The sequence below is a fragment of the Neoakkermansia glycaniphila genome (assembly GCF_001683795.1).
Classification (GTDB): domain Bacteria; phylum Verrucomicrobiota; class Verrucomicrobiia; order Verrucomicrobiales; family Akkermansiaceae; genus Akkermansia; species Akkermansia glycaniphila.
This window is the reverse complement of the sequence record NZ_LIGX01000009.1, coordinates 1-24,166: the sequence shown is the minus strand read 5'-3', so window position 1 is coordinate 24,166 and position 24,166 is coordinate 1. Positions and strand designations below refer to the sequence as shown.

The following is a 24,166-nucleotide window of genomic DNA, read 5'->3' as shown; positions in this document are numbered from 1 at the left end:
AGAAAAAGTTAAGAAAAGAACCGGATTCCCGGCTCTGGCCTCCACACCGAAAAAAAGGCCGCACCCCGGAGGGCGCAGCCGCTACCCGCCTATCCCCGCAGGGCACAGGCATCAACCGAATGGCGTGCTTCGTCTCACTCGGGCACAATCCTGTAGCCGAGGCTCGATTCCGCACGGATCATCCTGTTTTCCGGATCGGTATCGCCCAGTTTCTGGCGCAGGTGCGTCATATGCACGCGCAGATAATGCGTATCCTCCTCGTTCTGGGGCCCCCATACTTCGCGCAAAAGCTGCCTGTGGGTCAGCACCTTGCCCTGATGCTGGAGCAGCAGGCGGAGAATGGCGTACTCCTTGCCCGTCAAATGAACCTCTTCGCCATCCTTCACCACCAGCCGCGAAGTCAAATCCACGGACACGTTCCGCAGCTTGAAAGCCGTCGGCTCCGGCCCCTGCGCACTGCGCCGCAGCATCACGCGCAGGCGGGCCAGCAGCTCGCCGCTGCCGAAAGGCTTCGTCAGGTAATCGTCCGCCCCCGCATCGAGAGCGGCGATCTTATCGTCTTCCCGGTCCTTCGCCGTCAGCACCAGCACGGGAACCTGCGTCCACTCCCGCAATTCCTTCAGCACATCCAGCCCGTGCATATCCGGCAGGCCGAGATCGAGAATCACCACATCGGGTCGGCGGAACGCAGCCTCGCCGATACCCAGCCTGCCGTTCTCGCTCTCGCGGGTGCGGTAGCCCGCCTCCTGCAGGGTCAGCGTCAGCAGGCGGCGAATCTGGCGTTCGTCATCAATAATCAGTATTTCAGGAGCGGCATTCATGGTCAATGGAAAAGGGATTCATCAATCGACAGGTACCTCGCAATGAGGATTCCAGGGCATCGCAATCCGGAAATGTCCCCCCCTATCGGACGGCAACAGCGTCACCGTCCCCTGCTGGGCCTCGACAAAACCTTTCACAATCGGCAGCCCCAGCCCGCAACCGCCCGTCCGCGTACTGCGGAAACGCTCGAACAGATGCGCCTTCATCTCCTCCGCAATGCCCGGACCCTCATCGCACACATCGAGGTAAATCTTCCCGGCCACGGAATCGACGCTCCCCTGCACGGCAATACGCGTACCCGAAGGCGTATGAATACAGGCATTCAGCAGCAGATTCGCCACGGCCTGCTCCATCAAAGTATAATCGGCACGAAACGGCGGAAAATCCTCCGGCAAACGCACATCCACCGGATGCCCGGCGCGAGCCGCCTTCGTTGCCTGCAAGGCGCCGTCCACCACATCGCTCCAGTCGCACCAGTCCGGCTTCGCCTGCAAATTGCCGGATTCGAGCCGACTGACATCCAGCAGATTCTTCACCAGCCAGCGCAGGCGGTGAGCCGCTTCGCCCATCTCCCCACAAAGCTGCAAAGTCTCATTGCGGCGGCTTTCGCCATCTCCGCACACGCGTGCCATCCGCTCCGTCACCCCCTCGATCACCGCAAGCGGCGTCTTGAACTCATGCGACACGCTATCCAGCAGGGAACGGTTCAGCTTCTCCGACTCCTCCATCACCAACGTACGCGAACGCAGGCGCTCCAGCTCGTCGCGCTCCAGAGAAAGAGCCAGCTGCGCCGCCATACTCTCCAGAAGATTGCGATCCGCCACACTCAGCAACACATCCTTGCCGGGCATCACACCGATCACCCCCAGGCACCTGTCTCCGGAAACCATCGGCAGATAAAAACCGTCCGCCCCCGGCAAAGTCTGCGTAAAACGGCCCGCGCACTGGCGATTCTTGAAACACCAGTCCGCCACGCCCAGCTCCTTCACATTCGCATCGTAACGGCCGATATAGGAACGCAGACGCACATACGCCGGTTCCCCTCTAGGCATAATCAAAGCCACCGGGGAATTCATCAGGCGGAAAATCTGCTCCTGAGCCTTATCCAGCATCTCCTCCGTATTGCGGGCGGCGGCCACATCCCGCGTAAACAGGAACAGGGCGGACGTACGGTCCACCCGCGCGCGCTCATTGCGCTCCTGATCGCGCAGCTTGGACGTCAAATGGCCGATCGTCAGCGCGATCACGAAAAACGACAGGCACATCATTACATCCTCCGTACGCGCGATCATCATCGTATACTTCGGCTCGATGAACAGCAGATCCCAAAGCAACGCCCCGCACAAGGCCGACAGGAAAACCAGCATGGGCCGCACGAAAAACGCCAGAGCCACCACCGCCATCAGATAAAAAAACGCCGGGGCGAAATAATCGAGCATCGGCACCAGCAGCAGCCCCAGCAGAGTCACCCCGCCCATCGTCGCCAGCATGGCGGCCCACTCGCGGCCGGAAGCAACCGAACTCCGGCGCGATGTCCTCCATGCCGGTTGCGCGCTCGCTTCCTCGGCTGGCACCACATACACGTCGATCTGCCCGCACTCGCGGATCAGCTTATCCACCAGAGTCGTACAGTGCAGAAAGCCGAACAGGGGCAGCTCGCGCGGCTTGCCAACCACAATCTGGCTCACATTGTGCAGATGCGCCACGCGCAGCAACGCCTCGGCCACATCGTTGCCCGGCATCACGATCACCTCCGCGCCAAGAGAGCGAGCCAGCTCAAGATTCTTATCCAGCCGCGCGCGGGCATCCGGAGGAAGCTGAACGGAAGTCTCGACCGAAAGCGCAATCCACGGCGCATTCAGCGCATACGCCATCCTGCGTGTCCACCGCACCAGCCGCGTCGAAAACGGGCTGGGCCCCACGGCCACCATCAGGCGCGTACCGTTCTTCCAGATATCCCGCCTGCCGGAATCGCGTCGAATGAAATTCAGCTCATGATCCACCCATTCCGCCGTCATCCGCAAAGCCAGCTCGCGCAACGCCGCCAGATTCGACTCCTTGAAAAAATTCTCTGCCGCAGCCCTCGCCCGGTCCGGCATATACACCTTCCCTTCCTTCAGCCGCGTCAGCAACTGCGCCGGAGTCAAATCCACAAGCTGGATATAATCCGCATTCGTCAGAATGGAATCCGGCACCGTCTCGCGCACCGTGGCCCCCGTAATGGAAGCCACCGTATCCGCCCGGCTCTCCAGATGCTGCACATTCAGCGTCGTATACACATCGATACCGTGTGCCAGCAGCTCCTCAACATCCTGAAACCTCTTGGCATGGCGCGAACCGGGAGCATTCGTATGGGCCAGCTCATCCACCAGAATCAGCTGCGGATGCCGCCGCAAAGCCTCCTCGAGATCGAACTCCTCCAAATCCACTCCCCTGTAACTGATCGCCTTGCGAGGCAACACGGGCATCCCTTCCAGCAAAGCCCGCGTATCCTCCCGCCCGTGCGTCTCCACAATCCCCGCCAGCACATCCGTACCCTTCTCCAGATCGGCACGGGCCGCTTCGAGCATCGCATACGTCTTGCCTACCCCCGGCGCCATTCCGAAAAACACCTTCAGGCGGCCACGCCCCTCCTTGGCTTCCTGAGCCTTGATATTGGCCAGAATCTCGTCGGGCGTATGTTTGAAATCTTCCATAAAGAACCAGCCGTACGGCTTTTTTCCACACTACCACAAAACCGCCCCGGGCGGAAGGTTAATTCCGGAACGAAAAGTGTTAATTTTTTATTACGCCGCACCGGCAAACCGCCCGTTCAGGCGCACATCTCCCCATACAGCCCCGCATCAAACGATTCCCGGCGATAGCAATCCGATCATGGGGGACGATCACCCCTCACGATTTCATAAAAGATTGATTCCTGCAATATTTTGAATAGTCGATTCTATGGGCAGATGTGACACCTAAGAAAAATGCATATTGAAAAAGCGATTCTCGTACAACTCTTATTCTGTAATAATGGTCGAGAACTTAATTGTTACCCATGAACCCATCGACATGCAACTCGCAAACCTCAGCTTTGCCCTTTGTAATGAGAACCCTGATATCGCTGGAAACCATGCCGGGGAAAGTGTACGTTTTCTTCTCCATACCTTTTTCCGCATGAATCGTCCCATGATAAACGGTAAGAAACTGTCCGCCTCCCGAGGAGAGCTGTATTTCAAAATCGGCATTGCTGCCTTGATTCCAATCAATACCGATTTTTTGGGGAGTAATGTTCTCCTTGAGAGTCATGGTAATATAATCGCCTGATTTTGCCGGCCAGAATGTTTCCTTTTTACGGTCAATAACATGATGGGCCTTATCCTCGTCTGCAGAGGCAATAAGGGCATTGGAAAGATTGGTTTCCCTCTGGTCTCCGCCCGCTTTGGATTGATTCCCATCAGTATAGGTCAAGGTCCCATTGAGCTTGATCTTGTCAGAGGATGTTCCGACCATGATCTTGAATTGTCCGGGTTCCGTCACCCATTTTCCTTTCCCGTTCACTAGAGCGAGATCTTCCGGCTTCAATGTAAAATTCAATTTCTTGGATTCTCCCGGTTTGAGATGAATGCGCTCAAAACCTCTCAGCACTTTTTCATAGGCTGTCACGGAAGAAAGAACATCACGTATATAAAGCTGTACGACCTCATCACCGGCACAATCTCCAGTATTTTTGACTGTGCAGGTAATTGTGGCATTCTGCCCGGGTGTGATTGTTGCGGGAGAAATTCCCAAATCGGAATAATGGAATGTTGTATAACTTAATCCGTGACCGAAGGAATACAGAGGACCATTCACCAACGTCAAATTACCTCTAGGCCCCGTGCCGGAGCCATGCCCAAGCTGAGCGGCAACTTTGGTCGGGAAATTGAACGGAATCTGCCCCACGGTTTTCGGGAAGGTCATAGTCAGCTTGCCGCCAGGATTGTAATCGCCAAACAAGACATCGGCAACAGCGGTTCCACCGTGCGCTCCGGGATACCATGCTTCGAGAATGGCAGGAATTTTCTTCTGTGCCCAGTTAATGCTCAACGGACGTCCATTGATCAAAACGAGAACGACCGGCTTGCCTGTTGCATGAACTGCTCTGAGCAAATCCTCCTGCCTGCCGGGTAATTCCAGAGAAGTGCGGGATTTGTTTTCGCCGCAAGTTCTGCCACCACCTCCCAGAACCATAATCACGACATCGTTCTCACCAGCAACCTTGACAGCTTCGTCGATACCTTTTTGTTCTTTTTCATTCAATGGTTCCCGTATGATTTCCGAATTGGGCCAGTTATCATCCACCAGTTCGCAGCCCTTGACATAGGTTACTGTGGCCTTTCCTTCAGCCTTGTTCCTGATACCTTCCAAAACGGTGGTAACATCAACATCCAAAGGCCCGTAATGAAGCAAGGCATACGATTTCACATCGGCATTGGGTCCGATAACGGCGATTTTTTTCAGGGACTTTTTATTGAGCGGCAATGTTTTATTGTCGTTTTTGAGAAGAACGAGCGACTCGCGGGATGCCTGAAGAGCATATTTCTGGTTTTCTTGAGAATTGACTTCCTTATCTGCGGCGGCAAGATCGCTTTGATACGGATGATCGAACATACCCGCTGCCATTTTGACTCTTAAAATATCGCGTACGCGCTCATCGATAACCTTTTCATCGATTTTACCCTCTTTAACCAATTCGCGAAGAGGTTGGATATAAGAGTCGGGAGAGCGGAACGTACAGCGTACATTCAACCCGGCCAAAACACTCTGACGAACGGAGTCCTTGAGGTCGGGAGCCGTAAACCATTTGAAATACATGTATTCGACAGCATCACTATCGGAAACGAGATAACCCTTGAATCCCATTTCTCCACGAAGGCGCTCCGTCAGCCAATAATGGCTGCTTTCGATAGGTTCACCGTTATAGTCATTGAGACAGACCATGGCTCCCAGCATATTGGCGCGTTTGATCACTTCCCTCCATGGATAGACATGGACGAATTCCATTTCTCCGGGCGACATCTGAGGATCAGACCGGGACATGCCTTCACGACCGCCCTTATTATTGCTATAACCCAAATAATGCTTGCCCGTAGAGATGATTTGGCCTTGGTCCTGCATTCCTTTAACCATTTCCACGCCAAGTTCCGCGACAAGGAACGGGCATTCGCCGTAGACCTCTTCACAACGTCCCCACCTTTGGTCTCTGGCCACGTCCAAAATGGGTGCATAAATGTTGGTGTAACCGAGCAATCTTCCTTCTCTACCCGTTATTCTCCCGATTTGACGCACCAATTCCCTATTCCATGTATGGCCGATTCCCAATTGGCAGGGAAAGTTGGTTGCCTTGGCCGCTTCTACGCCGCGAATACCCTCGTTGGTAAAATCCGTCGGTATGCCCAGACGCGTTTCTTCGACGAAAAATCGCTGCACTTCATTGATAGCCCAAGCATGGCGGGAGGCAGGCCAAACATTGGGATTCTTTGAAACGGGCCTGCCCCACGACACAAAGCCGTTCAAATGCTCATCAATGGCACCAATCCCATCTTTCCAAATTTTCTTTTTCCAACCCGCATTGGGTAAATCATCGCTCAATACCCTCTGGTAACCGTACAAAGTTGCCATTTGGCATGTTTTCTCATCCAGCGTCATTTGGGACAAAAGATCTTCCACCCGCCTGTCGATAGCCTCGTCCGGATCTTCATAGACATCTTTTTTCCCATTTTTGTTGAAATCGATCCACCCTTGACGATACATCGGATTCTTCCCGGGACTATAGGTAGGAGAAGTCGATGGTGAAGGATCTTGAGCATAAACAGAAGCATTTCCCGCAAGAAAAGAAATACAGCAAGCGAGCGTCATTGTTTTCGCATATGTGGAGAAAGTAATCATCATAATCTATCAGAAAAATAATTAGTGTAACACTTAAAATAACTTAAGTATATTTGTATACGCATTGAATACGGAAAATCTTTCTTGATACATCATATTGACCATCATTTCATGGTACGGATATACAAGCAATAACGGTACAATCCATCGCACAGGAAGGTGCCCAAACACAACAAATACGCCCCCGTTCCCTGGTGGCGTTCCTGCAAACAGGAAAACATCCGGCGAATTAAGAATGCCTGTGCCCCCGCATGGAGCAAAGCACCAGATGCGCATTGAAGCCACCGCCGAAACCGTTATCGATATTCACCACACTCACGCCATTGGCACAGGAATTCAGCATCGCCAGCAGAGCGGCAAGCCCGCCGAACGACGCCCCGTACCCTACGCTCGTCGGCACGGCAAACACGGGGCACTTCACCAGCCCGGCCAGCACGCTGGGCAAAGCTCCCTCCATCCCGGCCACCGCCACAATCGCGGATGCGCCGCGCAACACATCGAGCCTGTCCAGCAGGCGGTGCAGCCCCGCCACGCCGCAATCGTACAACCGCTGCACCCGGCTGCCCAGAAACTCCAGCGTAAGCGCCGCTTCCTCCGCCACGGAATAATCCGAAGACCCCGCACTGATCACCACGGCATAGGCATCTCCCGGCGGCTCGGGAAACTCGCCCACGGCAACCATCCTGCTCCCTGCATCGTACCGTGCATCCGGAAAACGCTCCATCAGCACCGCCGCCTTCTCGCCGGAAACCCGCGTCGCCAGCGCCCTGCCGCTCGCATGCAGCACCGCCGCCATAATCTCCGCGATCTGCTCCGCCGGCTTGCGCTCCCCGAAAATCACCTCCGGCGCACCTGTGCGGCACTCCCGCTCCAGATCCACCCGCGTATGCCCCAGATGCAGGCACCGAGCCTCCTCCAGCAGGCGCACCGCCTCCTGCTCATCCATCCGGCCCTCGCGGAACCCGTGCAAAATATCCGTCATCTTCATCGTCAAATTCCTTCCATATTCATGCTGCCCCGCTCATAGCCGCCCATATCGAGAGAAATGTGGCGGAACCCCAGCTTGCGGAACGCCTCGACAATCCTCTCCCGGCACGATCCCTCCATCGCTCGGCGCACATCGTCGGGAGAAAGCTCGATACGGGCCAGAGCATCGCCATGCACACGCACGCGGCATTGGAGAAAGCCCATCACCTGCAGGCAATCCTCCGCCGCTTCGACCCGCCTCAGCATCTCTTCCATCACCTTCTTCCCGTGTTCCAGCCTTGTCAGCAGGCAGGCGCCTGCCGGGGCATGCACGATCTCCATCGGCACATCCAGCATCGACCCGAGAGCCTTGATGCTATCCTTGCCGATACCGCATTCCAGAAAAGGAGACAAAACTTCCAACTCCTTGATCGCCTGCATCCCCGGCCTGAAATCCCCCAGATCATCCACATTCGTACCGTCCGCCAGCCACTCGAACCCTTCGTCGAGAGCCCGCTGCTGCAACATCGAAAACACCGACCTCTTGCAAAAATAGCACCGCTTCGGAGGATTATTCCTGATCAACTCCGGAATCGCCGTCCGGCACACCACATGGCGCACGCCAAGCCTCTCGCAAACGCGCCGTGCGCTCTCCAGCTCCTTCCCCACCATATAGGGGGCATCCACCGTCAACGCCAGGCATCGCTCCTTGCCCAGGCAATACGCGGCAAACGCCAGCAGCACGCTGCTATCCGATCCGCCGGACAAGGCGACGGCCAGCTTCCCGCGATTCCGCAGAAACACGGCCAACCTCTTGGCAGACTCGCAACCGTCAATCACGTGCCTCCTCCTTTCCGCAGCAGCCGCATTCATCCAGCAAACGAAGCATCATCTCCAATGAAACACCTTTGCCCTCCGCCAGTTTCTTCAAATCGTCGAACTCCACCTTGGAACGCCGCATCTCTCCATCCCCCTCGCGGCACTTGCGCCTGTACGGCATCCCTTCAAACACGCACTCCTGCTGAGACCTCCCGCTCTCGTACTTCGACAGCCGGGCCACGCGCACCCCCAGCGAAGAAGAATGCACCAGCATGCAGCGCACCATCTCCGCCTCCAGCTCCGGGCGGCACAAAGCCGTCACCTTCGTCCCCAAACGGCTCTTCTTCATCGCGATAGCCTCCTGCCACACATCCGCCGCCCCGGCGGCAAACAGACGTTCCGCCAAATACGCCACATGCTCCGCCGTCATATCGTCGATATTCACGGACACCTCAAGTGCATCCGTCCGCTTGCAAGCCTCCGTAACCGCATCCGCAGCCTCCAGCAAAGACACGCGCACCACATTCGGCAAACGCTCAGAATGCCTGTGGCCCACACCGATACCCGTCGCCAGCACGCGCCCAGCCAGCACGCCATCGCACCGCCCGGCCATCGCCGCCAGCAGTCCCATCCCCGTCGGAGTCGTCGCCTCATGATCCGTCCCGCCGATCGACACCTCGAACCCCTCCGCCAGAATCGCCGTCGCCGGAGCGGGAACGGGCATCACCCCATGTGCACAATGCACATGGCCGCTGCCCAGCTCCACCCGGCCACAGGAAACCGCATCCACCGCCAGCAACTCCCAGCAGATCGCCGCCCCCACCACATCAACAATCGAATCCACCGCTCCCACCTCATGAAAATGCACCTCCTCCACGCTCCTGCCATGCACCCGCGCCTCAGCCTCCGCAATCTTCCGGAAAACCGCCGTCGCATCGCGCTTCACGCGCCCGCTCAGGGAAGAATCCGCAATCAATTTTGCAACATCGGCAAAAGAACGGTGTTCATGATGATGGTGGTGATGATGTGCATGCCCGTGATCATCGCCATGGTGGGCATCATCTCCGTGGCAATGCACCGAAACCTCCACGCCATGAATACCGGAACGGCCGCTGCGAACCGACTTCAGCGAAAAACTCCCGTGCGGCAACACCAGCTTCCCAAGCTCCTCTTCCAGCCGGAGCGGATCAACGCCCAAATCCACCATCGCCCCGAGATTCATATCCCCGCTCAACCCGGCAAAACAATCATAATGCAGCACACGCATACTGCCTGGAACCATACCAGAAACAGCCTCCTCGCATCAAGATTAAAATAGCCGCCACACCGGCATGCCTCGCATCCCCTCCCGCAAAACGCGGCACACCGGCGCACAGACGAAAAGAAACCTTGTGTCTTCCCGAACAAACCGTTAAAATCCAAACAGGCCAGAACAACGCCTTCCCCCACATCATGCAACGCAGAGACTTCTTGAAAATGGGCTTCGCCGTCGGAGCTGCCTTCTCCCTGGAAACCCTGAGCGGACTCTTCCCCGCAGCGGCAGCGCAAACCGCCGGCAAACCGGACGAAACCGCCGGAGGTACTCCCTCCCTCGTCGCCGTTCGCAACGGATCGCGCATCGCCATGCTTGAAGCAGGCCTCGCCGCCCTCGGCGGAATCGGAGCCTTCGTCAAAGCCGGACAAAGCGTCGTCATCAAACCCAACTGTGCGTGGGACAAAACGCCCGAACTCGCCGCCAACACCCATCCGGACATCGTCGGACGCCTCGTCAAACTCTGCAAGGATGCCGGAGCCTCCCAAGTCCTCGTCTTCGACCACGCCTGCGACGCCTGGCAACGCGTCTATAAAAACAGCGGCATTCAGGAAGCCGTCGAAAGCAACGGCGGAAAAATGATCAGCGGAGCCGACGAATCCATGTACCGCGACCACGACAACCCGCAGGCCGTCAAACTCAAAAAGGCCAAAGTCCATCAGGCCATCCTCGACTCCGACGTTTACATCAACGTACCCGTCCTCAAACACCACAGCGGCGCACGCATGACCGCCTGCATGAAAAACGCCATGGGCCTCGTCTGGGACCGCTCCTTCTTCCACAACAACGACCTGCACCAGTGCATCGCAGACAGCGTCCTCCTGCGCAAGCCCGACCTCAACATCCTCGACGCCTACAGCCCCATGCTCCGCAACGGCCCCAAAGGCAAGGACGCCAACGACCTCATCGACACCAAGGCACTCCTCATCGGCACCGACATCGTCGCCGTCGATGCTGCCGCCTCCAAACTCCTCGGCAACAAGGACGGAGACGTCCGCCACATCGACCTCGCTGCAGGCATGGGCATCGGCTCCAGCGACCTCTCCAAAATAGGCATCCGGCGCATCTCCCTCGCCTAACCGACCTCCACAGCCATGCTCAGCACCTTCCGCAGACTGGCGGCGCTCGCCGTCCTCGTCCTCTTCTTCTGCACCTTCATCAACCTGAAAAACGAAGAACCGGGCGAAACGGCCAACTGGCTGCAAAGCATCCAGTTCGTCCCCGCCTGGCTCGGAACCGTCAGCGGAAAAACCTGGGCATTGGCTACCCTCATCGGCCTGATCGCCGCCACCCTGCTCTTCGGCCGCGTATACTGCTCCTTCCTCTGCCCCCTCGGCATCCTGCAGGACATCGCCATCCGCGCCCGGAAACTTTACAACAAACTCCTCGGCAGAAAACAAACCGGCAAAACCGTCCGCTACACGCAACCGGTACCGTATGTGCGCTACGCCGTCCTCCTTGCCACCATAGCCGCCATGACCGGAGGCTCCGCCCTCCTCCTCACCTGGCTCGATCCCTACACCATCGCCGCACGCTTCGCAGCCGGATACGTCAACCCGCTCGCGGCAAACGTCAACAACCTCCTCCTCGACACCCCGCTGGCAGCCCCCCTTGCCCTCACCCACATGCCACCGGACTGGATGCGCTACGGCCTCCTCCTCATCCCCATCGCCGCCTTCATCCTCCTCCCCCTCGCATTCGCCTGGCAGCGCGGCCGCCTCTACTGCAACACCCTCTGCCCCGTCGGAGCCCTGCTCGGCCTCATCTCCCGCCGCCCCCTCTTCCGCCTCAGCGTCGACTCCGCCTCCTGCGTCAAATGCGGCAACTGCCTCAAAGCCTGCAAAGCCCACTGCATCGACCTCAAAACACACGAAATCGACACCGGCCGCTGCATCAACTGCTACAACTGCGTCACCTCCTGCGATGCGCACGGACTCCGCCCGCGCTTCACCAACCCCTTCAAACGCCGCACCGCCCCGGCAGCCAAACCCGCAGCCCAGCCGCAGGCCAAACCCGCAGCCGCACCCGATATGGCGCGGCGAGCCTTCCTCGGCAGCACCATCCTCGGAGCCTCCGCCATGCTCAGCTCCTGCAAGAGGGACGACATCTCCGGAGCCAGCCTCGACCCCGCCAAAACAGGCACCAATGCCGGCCACGCCGCCACGCCGCCCGGCAGCAAAAACCTCGACTTCTTCCTTGACCGCTGCACGGGATGCGGACTCTGCATCACCGCCTGTCCCACGCACGTCCTCCAGCCCTCCTACACCACCCATGGCCTCAAGGGATTCATGAAACCCTACATGAACTTCACTAAAGGCTTCTGCAACTTCGACTGCAACATCTGCGGCACCGTCTGCCCTGAAGGAGCCATCGCCAAACTTCCCCTGCCCGACAAGAAAAAAATCCAGATCGCCCTTGCCGAATTCCATCGCGACCGCTGCGTCGTCCAGCAAAACCGCACCGAATGCGGCGCCTGCACCGAACATTGCCCCACCAAGGCGCTCTTCACCGTCGAAGAAACCTTCCCCATCCTTCACCCGGACAAATGCAACGGTTGCGGAAAATGCATCCGCATCTGCCCGCAGGAAGCACTCTCCGTCCAAACCGATGCCGACGGCAACGAAACCGCCGTACTCGACAACAAAAAATGCATCGCCTGCGGCAAATGCGCCACCGCATGCCGCAAACGGCAGGCCATCAGCCTCCAGAAACTCCTCATCCCGCAAATGGACAACAAACTCTGCATCGGATGCGGAGCCTGCACCTATGCCTGCCCCGTACGCCCCGACCGCGCCATGACCATGACACCGCGCCTCGTCCAGCTCGAAGCCGTCCAGAAAATCGAAGCCCCAGCGGAAAACCCCGTATCCACGGAAGAATTCCCCTTCTGACCGGGCTTCCCTCCTGCACATCCATCGGCATCCCCGCCTTGGGCGGCGGCATCCCTCTTCCGGCTCGCATCAGGAAATATCCCGTTGCATCAGGACGATACCGAACTCGCGTCCCAGCTTGAACCCGATATTCTCCAGCAAAGCCACCCGGCGGAAACCGTGCTTCTCGTGAAACCGCAGGCTGCGAGCATTCTCCTCGGACACTTCGGCAATCAAATGGCAAATCCCCATACCCTCCGCTTCCCGGATCAAAAGATCGAGACACAAAGTTCCCAAGCCCCGGGACAAATACGCAGGCGCAAGAAAATAGGTAACACACGCCGTACGGCGAAACGTGGGCGACGACAGCCACTCTCTCAACATGCAAAAACCGATCGCTGCACCCGATAACGGATCCATCAAAACAAACGACGGATACGACTTCGCATCCTCCAAAAACCGGTCATAGGCATCCATCGGCAGTGCAGAATCTGAAAAAGCGGCGGTTCCACTCTCCACATAGATATTGAAAAGCTGCATCACCGCAGCCCGGTGAGCCTCTCCCATCCTTTCAAACAGCACATCGTCCATCGACGCGGTATAACACAGCCTCGAACATCCGTCAAGAACAGGCACACCGCAAAGCACGGCCTCGAAGGCCTTCACCGCACCCGCCATCGCGGATCCTCGCCCCTGCATGAAGCCGATCCGGCCAGGCAACAAAAAACCGCCGCCTTTTGCAAGGCGGCGGTGAATAAACAATTCAGTTCAGGAGCGGTTTAGGCAAAGCTCTTGATGAGAGCCTGGCGCTGGTCTTCGAGTTCCTTCGGCAGCTTGGAGCCGACCTTGTCGAAGAGTTCCGTCTGGCTGGTAAGTTCAGCCTGCCATTCGCTCTTGTTGAGAGCCATGTTGGTGTCGAATTCCTTCTCGCTGTATTCGAGACCCGTCTTGTCGAGTTCGGCATACGTCGGGGAAACACCGAGTTCGGTCTTCACACCTTCAACCTTGCCCTTGACGCGGCGGAGAATCCAGTCGAGCACGCGCATGTTGTCGCCAAAGCCCGGCCAGATGAAGTTACCGTCCTGATCCTTGCGGAACCAGTTCACGTTGAAGATCACCGGAGGATTGGCAACCGTCTTGCCCATGTCGAGCCAGTGCTGCCAGTAATCGCCCACATTGTAGCCGATGAAGGGAAGCATGGCCATCGGGTCGCGGCGAACCTGACCGATAGCGCCGAAAGCGGCGGCAGTCATTTCGGAGCCCATCGTCGCACCGACGTAGACACCGTGGTTCCAATCGCGGCTCTGGAAGACGAGCGGCATCGTGGTGGCGCGGCGGCCGCCGAAGAGGATGGCGGAAAGGGAAACACCTTCCGGATTCTGCCATTCGGGGTCGATCGTCGGGCACTGGGCGGCCGGAGCGGTGAAACGGGCGTTCGGATGAGCGCACTTGTTACCGCAGTCGGGGGTCCAGTCATTGCCCTGCCAGTCGATGGCGTGAGCGGGCGGAGCGCCGTCCATGCCTTCCCACCACACGTCGCCGTCGTCGGTAAGGCCGACGTTCGTGAAGATGACGTTTTCCTTGATGGTGTCCATGGCGATCGGGTTCGTCTTGTAGGACGTGCCCGGAGCTACGCCGAAGTAGCCGTTTTCGGGGTTGATGGCGTGGAACGTACCGTCTTCGTGCGGCCAGATCCAGGCGATGTCGTCACCGATGATGGAGGTCTTCCAGCCGGCTTCGCGGTAGGAAGCGGGGGGCACGAGCATGGCGAGGTTGGTCTTGCCGCAGGCGGACGGGAATGCGCCGCCGACGTACACCTTTTCACCCGTGGGGGATTCGATGCCGAGAAGAAGCATGTGTTCGGCCATCCACTTGTTCTTGCGAGCGATGGAGGAAGCGATGCGGAGAGCAAGGCACTTCTTGCCGAGCAGGGCGTTGCCGCCGTAACCGGAACCGAAGGACCAGATTTCCTGCGTTTCGGGGAAGTGGCAGATGTACTTCTCTTCATTGCAGGGCCAGGTCACGTCAACCTGACCGGGTTCGAGGGGAGCGCCAACCGTGTGGAGGCAGGGAACGAACGTTCCGTAGCCGTCGCGCTTGGGATTGCCGCCGCCGTTCACTTCGTCTTCGAGACGCTTGAGAACAGCTGCACCCATCTTGGCCATGATGCGCATATTTACGACAACGTAGGGGCTGTCGGAAATTTCAATACCGATCTTGGCAAGGGGAGAATCGAGGGGACCCATGCAGAAGGGGATGACGTACATCGTACGGCCCTTCATGCAGCCTTTGAAGAAGCCCTTGAGCTTGGCCTTCATTTCGGCGGGATCTGCCCAGTGGTTGGTCGGGCCGGCATCTTCTTCCTTTTCGGAGCAGATGAAGGTACGGTCTTCGACGCGGGCAACGTCGGAAGGCGTGGAACGGGCCAGGAAGCAACCAGGGCGCTTTTCGGGGTTCAGTTTGATGAATGTGCCCTTCTTGACCATCAGGTCACAGAGAGCAGCGTTTTCTTCTTCCGAGCCATCACACCAGTAGATGGATTCGGGTTGGCAAAGCTGGGCGATTTCCTCGACCCAGTTCTTAGCGACTTCGTGCGTGGTACCAGTTAATTTCATGGTACCCCCAGAATAACATGGAAGCAACCAGCTTGCAAGCTTAGAATTTTCATTTCCCGTAGAATCCGGGGGTGCATCCTCGGGAAGTCATTGAGGCAGCGGGAACGGCAGAAAAAGGTTTCCATGGGCCGCCGATATTCCGGCAGCCATCGCCTTCAATCAGGAGTTCGCCTGCGTCATGCAGCTCCTCCGGGCGGATTCTTCTTACCGCCCGCATCGGACTTTTCCTTATCCTTGCCAAAACCGAGATCGGCCAGCGAAGGCAAATTCAGCGAGATCGACGGCAGACTGATACTCGGCATCTCCACCGTACCGAGGCGGGCGCGCAGCATCAGCCAGAGCTTCCGCACACTGTTCACCCTGTACCTCTTGGCGAAAATCTGATACTCGTCCGCCTCCATCTTGTCCAGAATCGTATGGTAAATCAGACTCATCGCCTGCGCCGGAATCAGGGCGGAGCGGTCTTCCGTGGAAAGCTTGGAGTACAAATCATCCGCTTCGGCGAAAAACCTCTTGGCCAGCACGGCTTCGTAGGCCAGCAGCGTCTGCAGGCGGTAATCGCACACCCCCTTCTCCAGATCCTCCAGGCTCACGCCGAAAAGCTCCATATCGTCGGCCGGCAAATACACCCGCCCGTGCTTGCTGCAATCCTCGCCCACATCGCGGATGATATTCACGAACTGCAGAGCATGGCCCAGAGCCACCGCATAATCGTGCGCTGCAGGAGAAGCCCCCATCACGCATGCGCTCGTAATACCTACGCAGGATGCCACGCGATATGAATATTGCAACAACTCCGCACGCGTTTCCGGCTGCACGGGAGCAATATCGCCCCGGCACCCCTCGATCAGCTCCAGCATCGGCTCAATATCCGGATTCAACTTCTCCAGCAGCTCATGCACTTCCTGCTCAATACCGTCCGCCGGCACGACCGCACGGTGCACGACCTCCACCCACCGGTCGAGCGCGGCATGCCGCTCGTCCGGCTCCATGCCCGGTTCGTCCACAATATCGTCGATCACGCGACAAAACGCATAGAACTGCTCCATGGAGCGCTTCTTCTCTTCGGGCATGTCAAGCAAAGCGAAGGCGAGATTCGACTTGGCTCTGCGTGTAATATCGACGGATTCGGACATGAGGCTGTCAAGTTAATGGATCACGCCCCAATGCCAGGTAAACGGCCAAAGAGAAAACATCGCGGGACCGACAAGATTGTACTGGCGCACCGGCCCCCAATAGCGGGAGTCGAGCGAATTCACCGTATTATCCCCCAGCGCGGCATACTCCCGCATATTCGGATCGGAAGGGGGATTGGCGAGAGTCAGCGTCTGCCCTGCAGCCAGATACTGCTGCGGCACGCGGAACAGAGGCGGCACGGGATGCGCGGGAGGGCACGGCTCGTAACCGTGGGAATTGTAGGGAGCTACCCGATCCATCACCCGGCGAATCGTCCATTCGTCGGCCACCTTGCCGTTCACCAGCAAGCGAGGAGAATCAATCGTCAGCGAATCGCCCGGCACGCCGCACAGGCGCTTGATATAATGCGAACCGTTCGCCTGGTCGCCGCTGTGCTCTGCGATCCCCTTGATGCCACGGGTATCGAACACGAACGTCTCACCACGCTCCGGCTTGCGGAAATGGTATGCCATGCGGTTCACCAGCACCAGATCCCCCGCATCCACACGGGCGCGAATAATCGTATCTCCGGCTTCGAAATGGGGAGTCTCCGTCTGGAAACGCGTCTGGAAATAATCGCGCACGGCCCCCATCGCAGAAGGCACCGTAATCGTCGAACGGTCGTCGAACGTCACCACCGTCTCGGTAAACAGCAAATACTTCGTCTGCTGATCGTAACCCGTAATCGTCTTCGGAGAATCGGCCTTCTCATCCACATAGGAAGAACCATAGGCCACCGCATGCGCCATACGCACCGGAAGAGACGGCACCTCGTCCACCGGATGCACGCAAATACCGTTCAAAGACGGCTGCATGGAACCCGTCGGAATACGGAACGGCTGCACGAAATACGTCCGGATACCCAGAAACACGAGAAGAATCACGAAAATTGACTCCACGCACTCCACCCAGCCCGCGCGCCGCGCGCCGGGAAGCCCCTCCGCCTGAGCCCGCAGCAAATTACCGATCCGGACACTCTCCTCCCTGTTCCATGCCAGCAACGCCGCCTTCAACGAAGCCAGCAAATCGTCCAGCTCGGCGATCTTGGCAGGATCCATCCTGTCCGAATTGTAATTCACATACTTCCGGACGGCCTTTCCCGTCAAACGGGCTTCACGCCGCCATTTCGGAGTAAACCATGCGAAACAGGTATCGAGCAAATAAAAACAGAAAGCTTTCAGAAAAGACATGATGGAACGGGTAATGCGCTCAACCATCATGCCGTCTCCCGGCACAATAGGAAAGCAAAATAAGTGTCCGGGTCGAAAAAAGGACACGCCATGCGGCCTTCCGTTCCGACACGGAGACGCAAAACCGCCGGCTCCGAAGAACCGGCGGCGGTGCCTGTGCAACCGGCCGGAAACGGCCGGGACACAAATCAGGTATGCTTGAAGCTCATGGCATCGGCCTCCGACAAGTGGGATGCCGGAGCATGGGCGCACAGGAAGGCGATCCCGCGCTTCATATCTTCGACCAGCAGATCGGCCATATCCTTCGTGAAGCCCTGCCGAACCATCACGCGCATCACCACAGTCTCCTGGCAATCGGGAGGCAGGGTGAACGCAGGCACCTGCCAGCCGCGCTCCCTCAGGCGATCGGACAACTCGAACAGATTATAGCCGAGATGGTCATTGCCGGGCTTGATGTAGAAACACACGGCGGGAATATCCTTCTCGGGATTGCCTTCCGCGATGAACTCGTACGGCCCCATCTGCGCAATCTGCTCCTTCAGATAACCTGCTACGGAATACGAAGCCTTCTGAATGGCCGTATAGCCTTCCCTGCCCAATCGAATGAAATCGTAATACTGGCAAATAATCTGCCCGGCCGGGCGCGAGAAATTGATCGCAAACGTCGGGATGCTGCCACCGAGATAATTCACGGCAAACGTCAAATCCTTCGGCAGCTGCGACTCGTCGCGCCAAACCACCCAGCCCGCTCCAAGGGGAGCCAGACCGTACTTGTGGCCGGAAGCGCTGATGGACTTCACACGGGGCAGGCGGAAATCGAACGGAATCTCCGGTGCCATGAACGGCGAAAGGAACCCGCCGGAAGCGGCGTCCACGTGAATATCCACATCCGGACCGCCGGAAGCCGCCAGCTTATCCAAGGCATCCGCAATCGGGCCGGGGAACTCGTACTGCCCCGTATAAGTCACGCCGAATGTAGGAACCACGCAAATCGTATTCTCATCCACATACTTCAGCATCGTATCCACATTCATCTTGAACTTGCCCTGCTCCATCGGCACCTCGCGCATCTCCACATCCCAGTAGCGGCAGAACTTGTGCCAGCAAATCTGAACGGGGCCGCAAACAAGATTCGGCTTATCGCAGGGTTTGCCCGCAGCCTTCCGCTTGGCGCGCCAACGCCACAGAGCCGCCAGGCCACCGAGCATGCAAGCTTCACTGGAACCGATCGTCGAACACCCGATCGGCTTCTCATCCTTCGAAGAATTCCACAAATCGGCCAAGATATTCACGCAGCGCATCTCGATAGCGGCAGTCTGCGGATACTCGTCCTTATCGATCATATTCTTATTGATGCTCAAATCCATCAGCATGCGCACCTGCTTCTCATCCCACGTCTGGCAGAACGTCGCAAGATTCTGGCGGGCATTACCGTCGAGCAGCAACTCGTCGTGAATCAATTGATAGGCATCCTCGGCACGCATCGCATACTTCGGCATCTCGGAAGTCGGCAGCACGCTAGCCGCCTCGGGTGAACCGAAAATACTCGCAGAAGCGGGCACTGCGGAATGGCAGCCGCAACCGCAGCCTGACTCCTGCTCCTTGCAATCGCAATCGGAACCGCAATCGCAGGCAGGATCTCCGCAACCGCAATCGTGTTTCGTCGCATCGCATGCAGGCTCCTTGCAATCGTCTGCACCGCCGGAGCAGTGGCAGGATTGCGCATGATCATCTGAAAGATTCGTTGATTTCATGGTTTTATACTGGTTAGGCCAATCATGGCCTTTGAAGAGTGCGACGCCTGCAAAACGAAAAATGCTCAATCGGTTAGGCATAACTGTTATAAAAATAAATAACAATTATCCCCCGGGCATTCATCCGGCACTTGCCATACGCACGGCATCGCCTTATAATACATGCGATGAAAAACAAACCCACCCTCGCCAAACCCAAGTGGATCGATGAATTCAAGGCCTTTGCTCTCAAAGGCAACGTCGTCGACCTCGCCGTTGCCGTCGTCATCGGAGGAGCCTTCGGCAAAATCGTCACCTCCCTCGTCAACGACATCATCATGCCCTGCGTCGGCTACCTCACGGGTGGCATCAACCTCACCCAAGAAAAGCTTGCCCTCGGCGGCACCGGAGTCTCCCTCTCCTACGGCAACTTCCTGCAGAGCATCATCGACTTCCTGATCATCGCCCTCAGCATCTTCTTCGCCATCAAAGCCCTCTCCCGCTTCCGCGCGCAAGAACAGGAAAAACCCGCCGACGCTCCGCCGCCCGCCACACCGGAAGACACCGTCCTCCTCCGCGAAATCCGGGACCTGCTCAAAAAAGACTGACCTGAGCCTACTCCACCTCTTTCCAGCCACCCGGCGCCAAGTCGGGCATATGGAACGCGAAGATTTCCCATCTCGGGAAAGCTTTGTGCATTTGCTCTCTGCAAAACTCATACAGTCGCCTTTCGGACTGGAAAAGCGAACCGGGACATGCTAAAGTACTCAGGCACATGAGATCGCCCTCCATCCATCGACGGCATTTCCTGAAAACCGTAGCCGGAGCCGCGGGACTCCTCGCCATGGCTCCCCTCCTTCAACAGGCAGCCGAACCGCAGAACAGCCAACGCATCCTCAAAATAGGCGTCGTCGGCTGCGGAGGCCGCGGACTCGGAGCGGCAGCCGATGCCCTCCATGCCGACCCCGACACCGTCGTCTGGGCCCTGGCCGACGTCTTCGACGAACGCCTCACCGCTGCCGAACAACTGCTCACCCAGCAATTCGGCGATCGCTTCCAGGCTCCCGCAGAACGCCGCTTCGCCGGACTCGACGCCTACAAAAAACTGCTGGAAACCGACGTCGACCTCGTCATCCTCGCCACGCCCCCCGCCTTCCGTCCGGAAATGCTGGCCGCCGCCGTCAAGGCAAACAAACACCTCTACGTCGAAAAACCCGTCGCCGTCGACATCCCCGGCATCCTCTCCGTCCTCAACACCTCCCGCATCGCCAAAAGCAAACAACTCGTCATCCTCGACGGCTTCTGCTGGCGTTACGACGCCGCCAACATCGCCGCCCACGAACAACTCTCCGCAGGCGCACTCGGCAAAGTACTCTCCTTCGACGCCAAATACTACACCACCCCGCCGAAATCCCCCCTCGCGCTCAACTCCCGCCCTGCCGGAGAAAGCGACCTCTCATGGGCTCTCCGCAACTGGACGGCATGGAACTGGCTCTCGGGCGGCCAATTCGTCGAACAAATCTGCCACTCCGTGGACGGCATGCTCTGGTCCTTCGGCGAAGAACTCCCCATCGCCGCCAAAGGCACCGGTGGCCGTGCCCAGCGCAAGGACGACGGCGACGTCTGGGACCACTACGACATCTACTTCGAATACGCCGACGGACGGGAAGCCCACATCTCCTGCCGCCAATGGAACGGCTGCCACGGAGAAATCGCCGACCGCACCATCTGCGAAAAAGGCACACTCCACACACCCTACCGCCCCCACATCCAGTCCGAACGCCGCTGGCGCTACCGCGGCGAACCCACCAACATGTACGCGCAAACCCACATCGAACTCATGCGCCACATCCGTGAAGGCAACTGGAAACAAACCCTCGAAGACGCCGCCAACAAAACCCTCGTCGCCATCCTCGGCCGGGAAGCCGCCCACACCGGCCAGCGCATCCTCCTCGAAGACCTCAAGAAAAACACCACCCGCCTCATGCCGGAAAAACTCGGCATGGACAGCAAACTGCCACCTGCAAAAATCCCCGTGCCGGGCCGCTACTGATGCCTCAACTCTTCTCTCCATCCGCCAACAGGCTCCCGCTCTGGATTGCCCTCTCCGTCGGCTTCGTCCTCGCCGTCGCAGGAGCCATCACCGCCTACCACCTGTGGGGTCCCAAACTCTACGCTCCCGAACAGCCCATCCCCTTCTCCCACGCCATCCACATGCAGAAGGCGGGCATGAACTGCATCGCCTGCCACAGCTCCGCCCTCCACTCCGCCAAAGCCGGAGTGCCGGACTCCCAATCCTGCCTTGCCTGCCACAAGCACATCCTGCCGGACAGCCCCAAACTCGCCCGCCTGCATGCCTCCGCCAACCCGGACTCTCCCAACTACACCGGAGAACCCTTCCGCTGGAACAAAGTCAACAAACTCGCCGCCCATGTCCAATTCGACCACTCCGCCCACGTCAACCGGGGAGTCGGATGCACCACCTGCCATGAAGGCATCGACACACAGGAGCGCACCACAGCCATCCCCGACATGAGCATGGGCTGGTGCCTCAGCTGCCACCGCAGCCCATACGGCATACGCCCCCTCGAAGAAATCTCCAACCCGGCATATCAGGACGATCCCGAACTCTCGGACCGCCTCATCGAACAGTGGCAAATAGACCCCGGCACCAACTGCAACACCTGCCACCATTGAGCAAAGACCAACCACAGCACGGGGAAAACGGCGCCACCCGCCGCGACTTCCTCAAACTGGCGGGCCTCCTCACGGCGGCCCTCCTGCCTGCCTGCCGCCGGGTCGAAGAATACATCGTCCCCTACCGGACGGGGCCGGAATGGAACATCCCCGGGGCGGACATCTCCTACGCCACTTGCATGCCCCATGCGCAGGGAGCCGTCCCCCTCCTCGCCGTCTGCCAGGAAGGCAGACCCACCCGCCTCCATCCCAACCCTGAATACCCCGACCACTCCGGCCTTGATGCCATCACCCAGGCAACCATCCTCGACCTCTACAGCCCGCAACGCGCTACCGCACCCACCTTCCACGGCCGCCCGGCGGACCCTGCCGAATTCGAAGGAGCCTTCGCCGCCTGGTCGCGCAACGTCCGGGAAAACGGCCGCATCGGCTTCCTCTTCCATCAGGCGCAATCTCCCGTCCGCGAAGCCCTCATCCGCGAAATACGGCAAAAAAACCCGAACGCCCGCTTCTACGCATGGGAACCCCTCGCCAGCCATGAAGAACAGGCACTCGCCGCATCCATCGCCCCCGGCACCGTCCAAACCTGCCACCTCGACCAAGCCAGCCGCATCCTCACCATCGGGCGCGACTTCCTCGGCCTCTTCCCCATCGGCCCCAACCGTGCCTTCTCCCTCGGCAAAACACCCGAAGGAGAACACTATGCCCACCCTCAAGGCCAATACGCCAAACTCACCAAACTCTACGCCGCAGAAACCGACTACACCATCACAGGCGGCATCGCGGACAACCGCTACCCGCTCCACCCGGACGAAACGGCAACCCTCATCCACGCCCTCGCCGCCTCGCTGCACCAACTTACCGGCCACCCCGACCTCGCACCGTACGGCAGCGAACCGCTTCACGGCACCCCGCTCCACCGCTGGGCGCACGCCTGCATGGAAGACCTCCACCGCCACAGCGGAGAATCCCTCATCCTCCTTGCCCCCGAAGCTCCGGCATCCCTCCACCGCGTCGTCCTCACCCTCAACGTCATCCTGCAGGCCACCGAAAGCACCCTCACCTTCCATCGCAAACCGGAAAACCCCATCCCGTACGGCGACCTCCTCCTCGACCTCCGGCAAAAAACCATCGAAACCCTCTTCATCCTCGCCCCGCAGGACACCTTCGACACCCTGCCGGAACTCCATGCAGCCCTCCGCGACACCCCCATCGAAAGCATCCGCCTCGCCTACTACGACAACGACCTACTCTCCGCCCACTGCACCTGGACCATCCCCGCCACCCACTACCTCGAAGAATGGGGCATGGAATACGACCCCTCGGGCCGCCTCTGCCTGCGCCAGCCCATGATCCTCCCCCTGCACGACTCCGCCTCGGAACTTGAAATCCTCTCCGGCCTCATCGGCAGCAAAGGCAAACTCATCACCGCAGGCAACGCCCCCAACAACCTCTCCCCCGCCTACCACCGCACCCGCAAAACCTTCAACCTCCTGCTCGGCATCCCCGCATACGAACAGGAAACCCTCTGGCAGCAAACCCTCCGCCAGGGCTACACCTCCGCCACCGCCTACCCGGCCATCCACACCATCCCCAAACCGCCTGCCCACGCCATCCCCCCCGGTGCATTGAAACCCGGCATCGCCCTCCTGCGCCGCCCATGGAGCTACCGCGCCTACGACGGCCGCTACCGTCGCAACCTCTGGCTGCAGGAAATGCCCGACCCCGTCAGCGGCATGGCCTGCGGAGACGCCGCCCTCCTCTCCCCCGAACTCGCCGCCTCTCTGGGCGGCAAAACCGAAGGCCTTCAAACCCTCACCGCCGCCATCAGGACAACGCACATCTCCTGCCCGGCCCTCCCCTACCCCGGCATCCCGCACAACACCGTCATCCTGCCACGGCACATCGACCTTCCCGGCAGCCGCCTGCAAGCCTTCGCCTCCTCCCTTCGCCTCTCCCCGCTGCCCCGGCGCACCGAAGCCATCCACCCGCCCACCATCCTCCGAGGCAGCGTCGAACACGCCCCTCAGCTCCTCGACGCCCCGCCCGGAAC

General features: G+C 58.8%; 17 protein-coding genes. 6 read left to right on the top strand and 11 right to left on the bottom strand.

Going from position 1 to position 24,166, the window contains the following annotated elements; translation table 11 throughout:
- Positions 1-134: 134 nt before the first annotated feature.
- The 6 genes from AC781_RS02800 to larC form a co-directional block, all read right to left on the bottom strand.
- Complete coding sequence (locus AC781_RS02800) at positions 135-821, bottom strand: response regulator (RefSeq protein WP_067773142.1); 687 nt, start codon at positions 819-821, stop codon at positions 135-137.
- A 21-nt stretch (positions 822-842) separates the two neighbouring features.
- The gene (locus tag AC781_RS02795) at positions 843-3,518 is read right to left on the bottom strand and encodes a sensor histidine kinase (RefSeq protein ID WP_067773139.1); all 2,676 of its coding nucleotides are present in this window, start codon (positions 3,516-3,518) and stop codon (positions 843-845) included.
- A 331-nt stretch (positions 3,519-3,849) separates the two neighbouring features.
- A complete protein-coding gene (locus AC781_RS02790) occupies positions 3,850-6,705 on the bottom strand; it encodes a glycoside hydrolase family 3 C-terminal domain-containing protein (RefSeq protein ID WP_067773163.1) in 2,856 nt (951 codons plus the stop codon).
- 259 nt (positions 6,706-6,964) lie between these two features.
- Positions 6,965-7,717, bottom strand: a complete 753-nt coding sequence (gene larB / locus AC781_RS02785; RefSeq protein ID WP_246777956.1) for a nickel pincer cofactor biosynthesis protein LarB — start codon at positions 7,715-7,717, stop codon at positions 6,965-6,967.
- A gap of 8 nt (positions 7,718-7,725) precedes the next feature.
- Positions 7,726-8,541, bottom strand: coding sequence for an ATP-dependent sacrificial sulfur transferase LarE (gene larE, locus AC781_RS02780; protein WP_172801811.1), 816 nt, complete (start codon positions 8,539-8,541; stop codon positions 7,726-7,728).
- On the bottom strand, positions 8,534-9,787 hold the full coding sequence (gene larC / locus AC781_RS02775; RefSeq protein ID WP_067773160.1) for a nickel pincer cofactor biosynthesis protein LarC: 1,254 nt from the start codon (positions 9,785-9,787) through the stop codon (positions 8,534-8,536). The genes larE and larC overlap by 8 nt, the downstream gene beginning before the upstream one ends.
- A gap of 185 nt (positions 9,788-9,972) precedes the next feature.
- On the opposite strand from larC, the gene AC781_RS02770 reads away from it, so the two are divergent.
- Together AC781_RS02770 and AC781_RS02765 are read left to right on the top strand one after the other, a co-directional pair.
- Positions 9,973-10,911, top strand: coding sequence for a DUF362 domain-containing protein (locus tag AC781_RS02770; protein WP_067773129.1), 939 nt, complete (start codon positions 9,973-9,975; stop codon positions 10,909-10,911).
- Between the two features lie 15 nt (positions 10,912-10,926).
- Complete coding sequence (locus tag AC781_RS02765; RefSeq protein WP_067773126.1) at positions 10,927-12,723, top strand: 4Fe-4S binding protein; 1,797 nt, start codon at positions 10,927-10,929, stop codon at positions 12,721-12,723.
- A gap of 69 nt (positions 12,724-12,792) precedes the next feature.
- Here the strand turns inward: AC781_RS02765 and AC781_RS02760 are convergent, their stop codons facing one another.
- From AC781_RS02760 to gad, 5 genes are all read right to left on the bottom strand, one after another.
- The gene (locus tag AC781_RS02760) at positions 12,793-13,293 is read right to left on the bottom strand and encodes a GNAT family N-acetyltransferase (RefSeq protein WP_067773158.1); all 501 of its coding nucleotides are present in this window, start codon (positions 13,291-13,293) and stop codon (positions 12,793-12,795) included.
- Between the two features lie 188 nt (positions 13,294-13,481).
- Positions 13,482-15,317 carry a phosphoenolpyruvate carboxykinase (GTP) gene (locus tag AC781_RS02755; protein ID WP_067773123.1) on the bottom strand — a complete coding sequence of 612 codons (1,836 nt, stop codon included), beginning with the start codon at positions 15,315-15,317 and terminating at the stop codon, positions 13,482-13,484.
- A 176-nt stretch (positions 15,318-15,493) separates the two neighbouring features.
- Entirely contained in the window at positions 15,494-16,453 is a 960-nt protein-coding gene (locus AC781_RS02750; protein ID WP_067773120.1) for a phytoene/squalene synthase family protein, read from the bottom strand.
- 12 nt (positions 16,454-16,465) lie between these two features.
- The gene (lepB, locus tag AC781_RS13625) at positions 16,466-17,683 is read right to left on the bottom strand and encodes a signal peptidase I (protein ID WP_071133451.1); all 1,218 of its coding nucleotides are present in this window, start codon (positions 17,681-17,683) and stop codon (positions 16,466-16,468) included.
- Between the two features lie 188 nt (positions 17,684-17,871).
- Complete coding sequence (gene gad / locus AC781_RS02740; RefSeq protein WP_083076460.1) at positions 17,872-19,437, bottom strand: glutamate decarboxylase; 1,566 nt, start codon at positions 19,435-19,437, stop codon at positions 17,872-17,874.
- A gap of 167 nt (positions 19,438-19,604) precedes the next feature.
- On the opposite strand from gad, the gene mscL reads away from it, so the two are divergent.
- From mscL to AC781_RS02720, 4 genes are all read left to right on the top strand, one after another.
- Positions 19,605-20,024 carry a large-conductance mechanosensitive channel protein MscL gene (gene mscL / locus AC781_RS02735; protein WP_067773114.1) on the top strand — a complete coding sequence of 140 codons (420 nt, stop codon included), beginning with the start codon at positions 19,605-19,607 and terminating at the stop codon, positions 20,022-20,024.
- 167 nt (positions 20,025-20,191) lie between these two features.
- Positions 20,192-21,469 carry a Gfo/Idh/MocA family protein gene (locus AC781_RS02730; protein WP_067773112.1) on the top strand — a complete coding sequence of 426 codons (1,278 nt, stop codon included), beginning with the start codon at positions 20,192-20,194 and terminating at the stop codon, positions 21,467-21,469.
- Positions 21,469-22,113, top strand: a complete 645-nt coding sequence (locus tag AC781_RS02725; protein WP_067773109.1) for a cytochrome c3 family protein — start codon at positions 21,469-21,471, stop codon at positions 22,111-22,113. The genes AC781_RS02730 and AC781_RS02725 overlap by 1 nt, the downstream gene beginning before the upstream one ends.
- Positions 22,110-24,166 (top strand): molybdopterin-dependent oxidoreductase family protein (locus AC781_RS02720; RefSeq protein WP_141675714.1); only part of this gene is annotated, 2,057 nt, incomplete at its 3' end. The genes AC781_RS02725 and AC781_RS02720, both read left to right, overlap by 4 nt.

Bases quoted from the DNA above. Each gene is read 5' to 3' on its own strand.
- AC781_RS02800 (WP_067773142.1), bottom strand. From the start codon at position 821: ATGAATGCCGCTCCTGAAATACTGATTATTGATGACGAACGCCAGATT.
- AC781_RS02795 (WP_067773139.1), bottom strand. From the start codon at position 3,518: ATGGAAGATTTCAAACATACGCCCGACGAGATTCTGGCCAATATCAAG.
- AC781_RS02790 (WP_067773163.1), bottom strand. From the start codon at position 6,705: ATGACGCTCGCTTGCTGTATTTCTTTTCTTGCGGGAAATGCTTCTGTT.
- larB (WP_246777956.1), bottom strand. From the start codon at position 7,717: ATGACGGATATTTTGCACGGGTTCCGCGAGGGCCGGATGGATGAGCAG.
- larC (WP_067773160.1), bottom strand. From the start codon at position 9,787: ATGCGTGTGCTGCATTATGATTGTTTTGCCGGGTTGAGCGGGGATATG.
- AC781_RS02770 (WP_067773129.1), top strand. From the start codon at position 9,973: ATGCAACGCAGAGACTTCTTGAAAATGGGCTTCGCCGTCGGAGCTGCC.
- AC781_RS02765 (WP_067773126.1), top strand. From the start codon at position 10,927: ATGCTCAGCACCTTCCGCAGACTGGCGGCGCTCGCCGTCCTCGTCCTC.
- AC781_RS02760 (WP_067773158.1), bottom strand. From the start codon at position 13,293: ATGGACGATGTGCTGTTTGAAAGGATGGGAGAGGCTCACCGGGCTGCG.
- AC781_RS02755 (WP_067773123.1), bottom strand. From the start codon at position 15,317: ATGAAATTAACTGGTACCACGCACGAAGTCGCTAAGAACTGGGTCGAG.
- AC781_RS02750 (WP_067773120.1), bottom strand. From the start codon at position 16,453: ATGTCCGAATCCGTCGATATTACACGCAGAGCCAAGTCGAATCTCGCC.
- lepB (WP_071133451.1), bottom strand. From the start codon at position 17,683: ATGTCTTTTCTGAAAGCTTTCTGTTTTTATTTGCTCGATACCTGTTTC.
- gad (WP_083076460.1), bottom strand. From the start codon at position 19,437: ATGAAATCAACGAATCTTTCAGATGATCATGCGCAATCCTGCCACTGC.
- mscL (WP_067773114.1), top strand. From the start codon at position 19,605: ATGAAAAACAAACCCACCCTCGCCAAACCCAAGTGGATCGATGAATTC.
- AC781_RS02730 (WP_067773112.1), top strand. From the start codon at position 20,192: ATGAGATCGCCCTCCATCCATCGACGGCATTTCCTGAAAACCGTAGCC.
- AC781_RS02725 (WP_067773109.1), top strand. From the start codon at position 21,469: ATGCCTCAACTCTTCTCTCCATCCGCCAACAGGCTCCCGCTCTGGATT.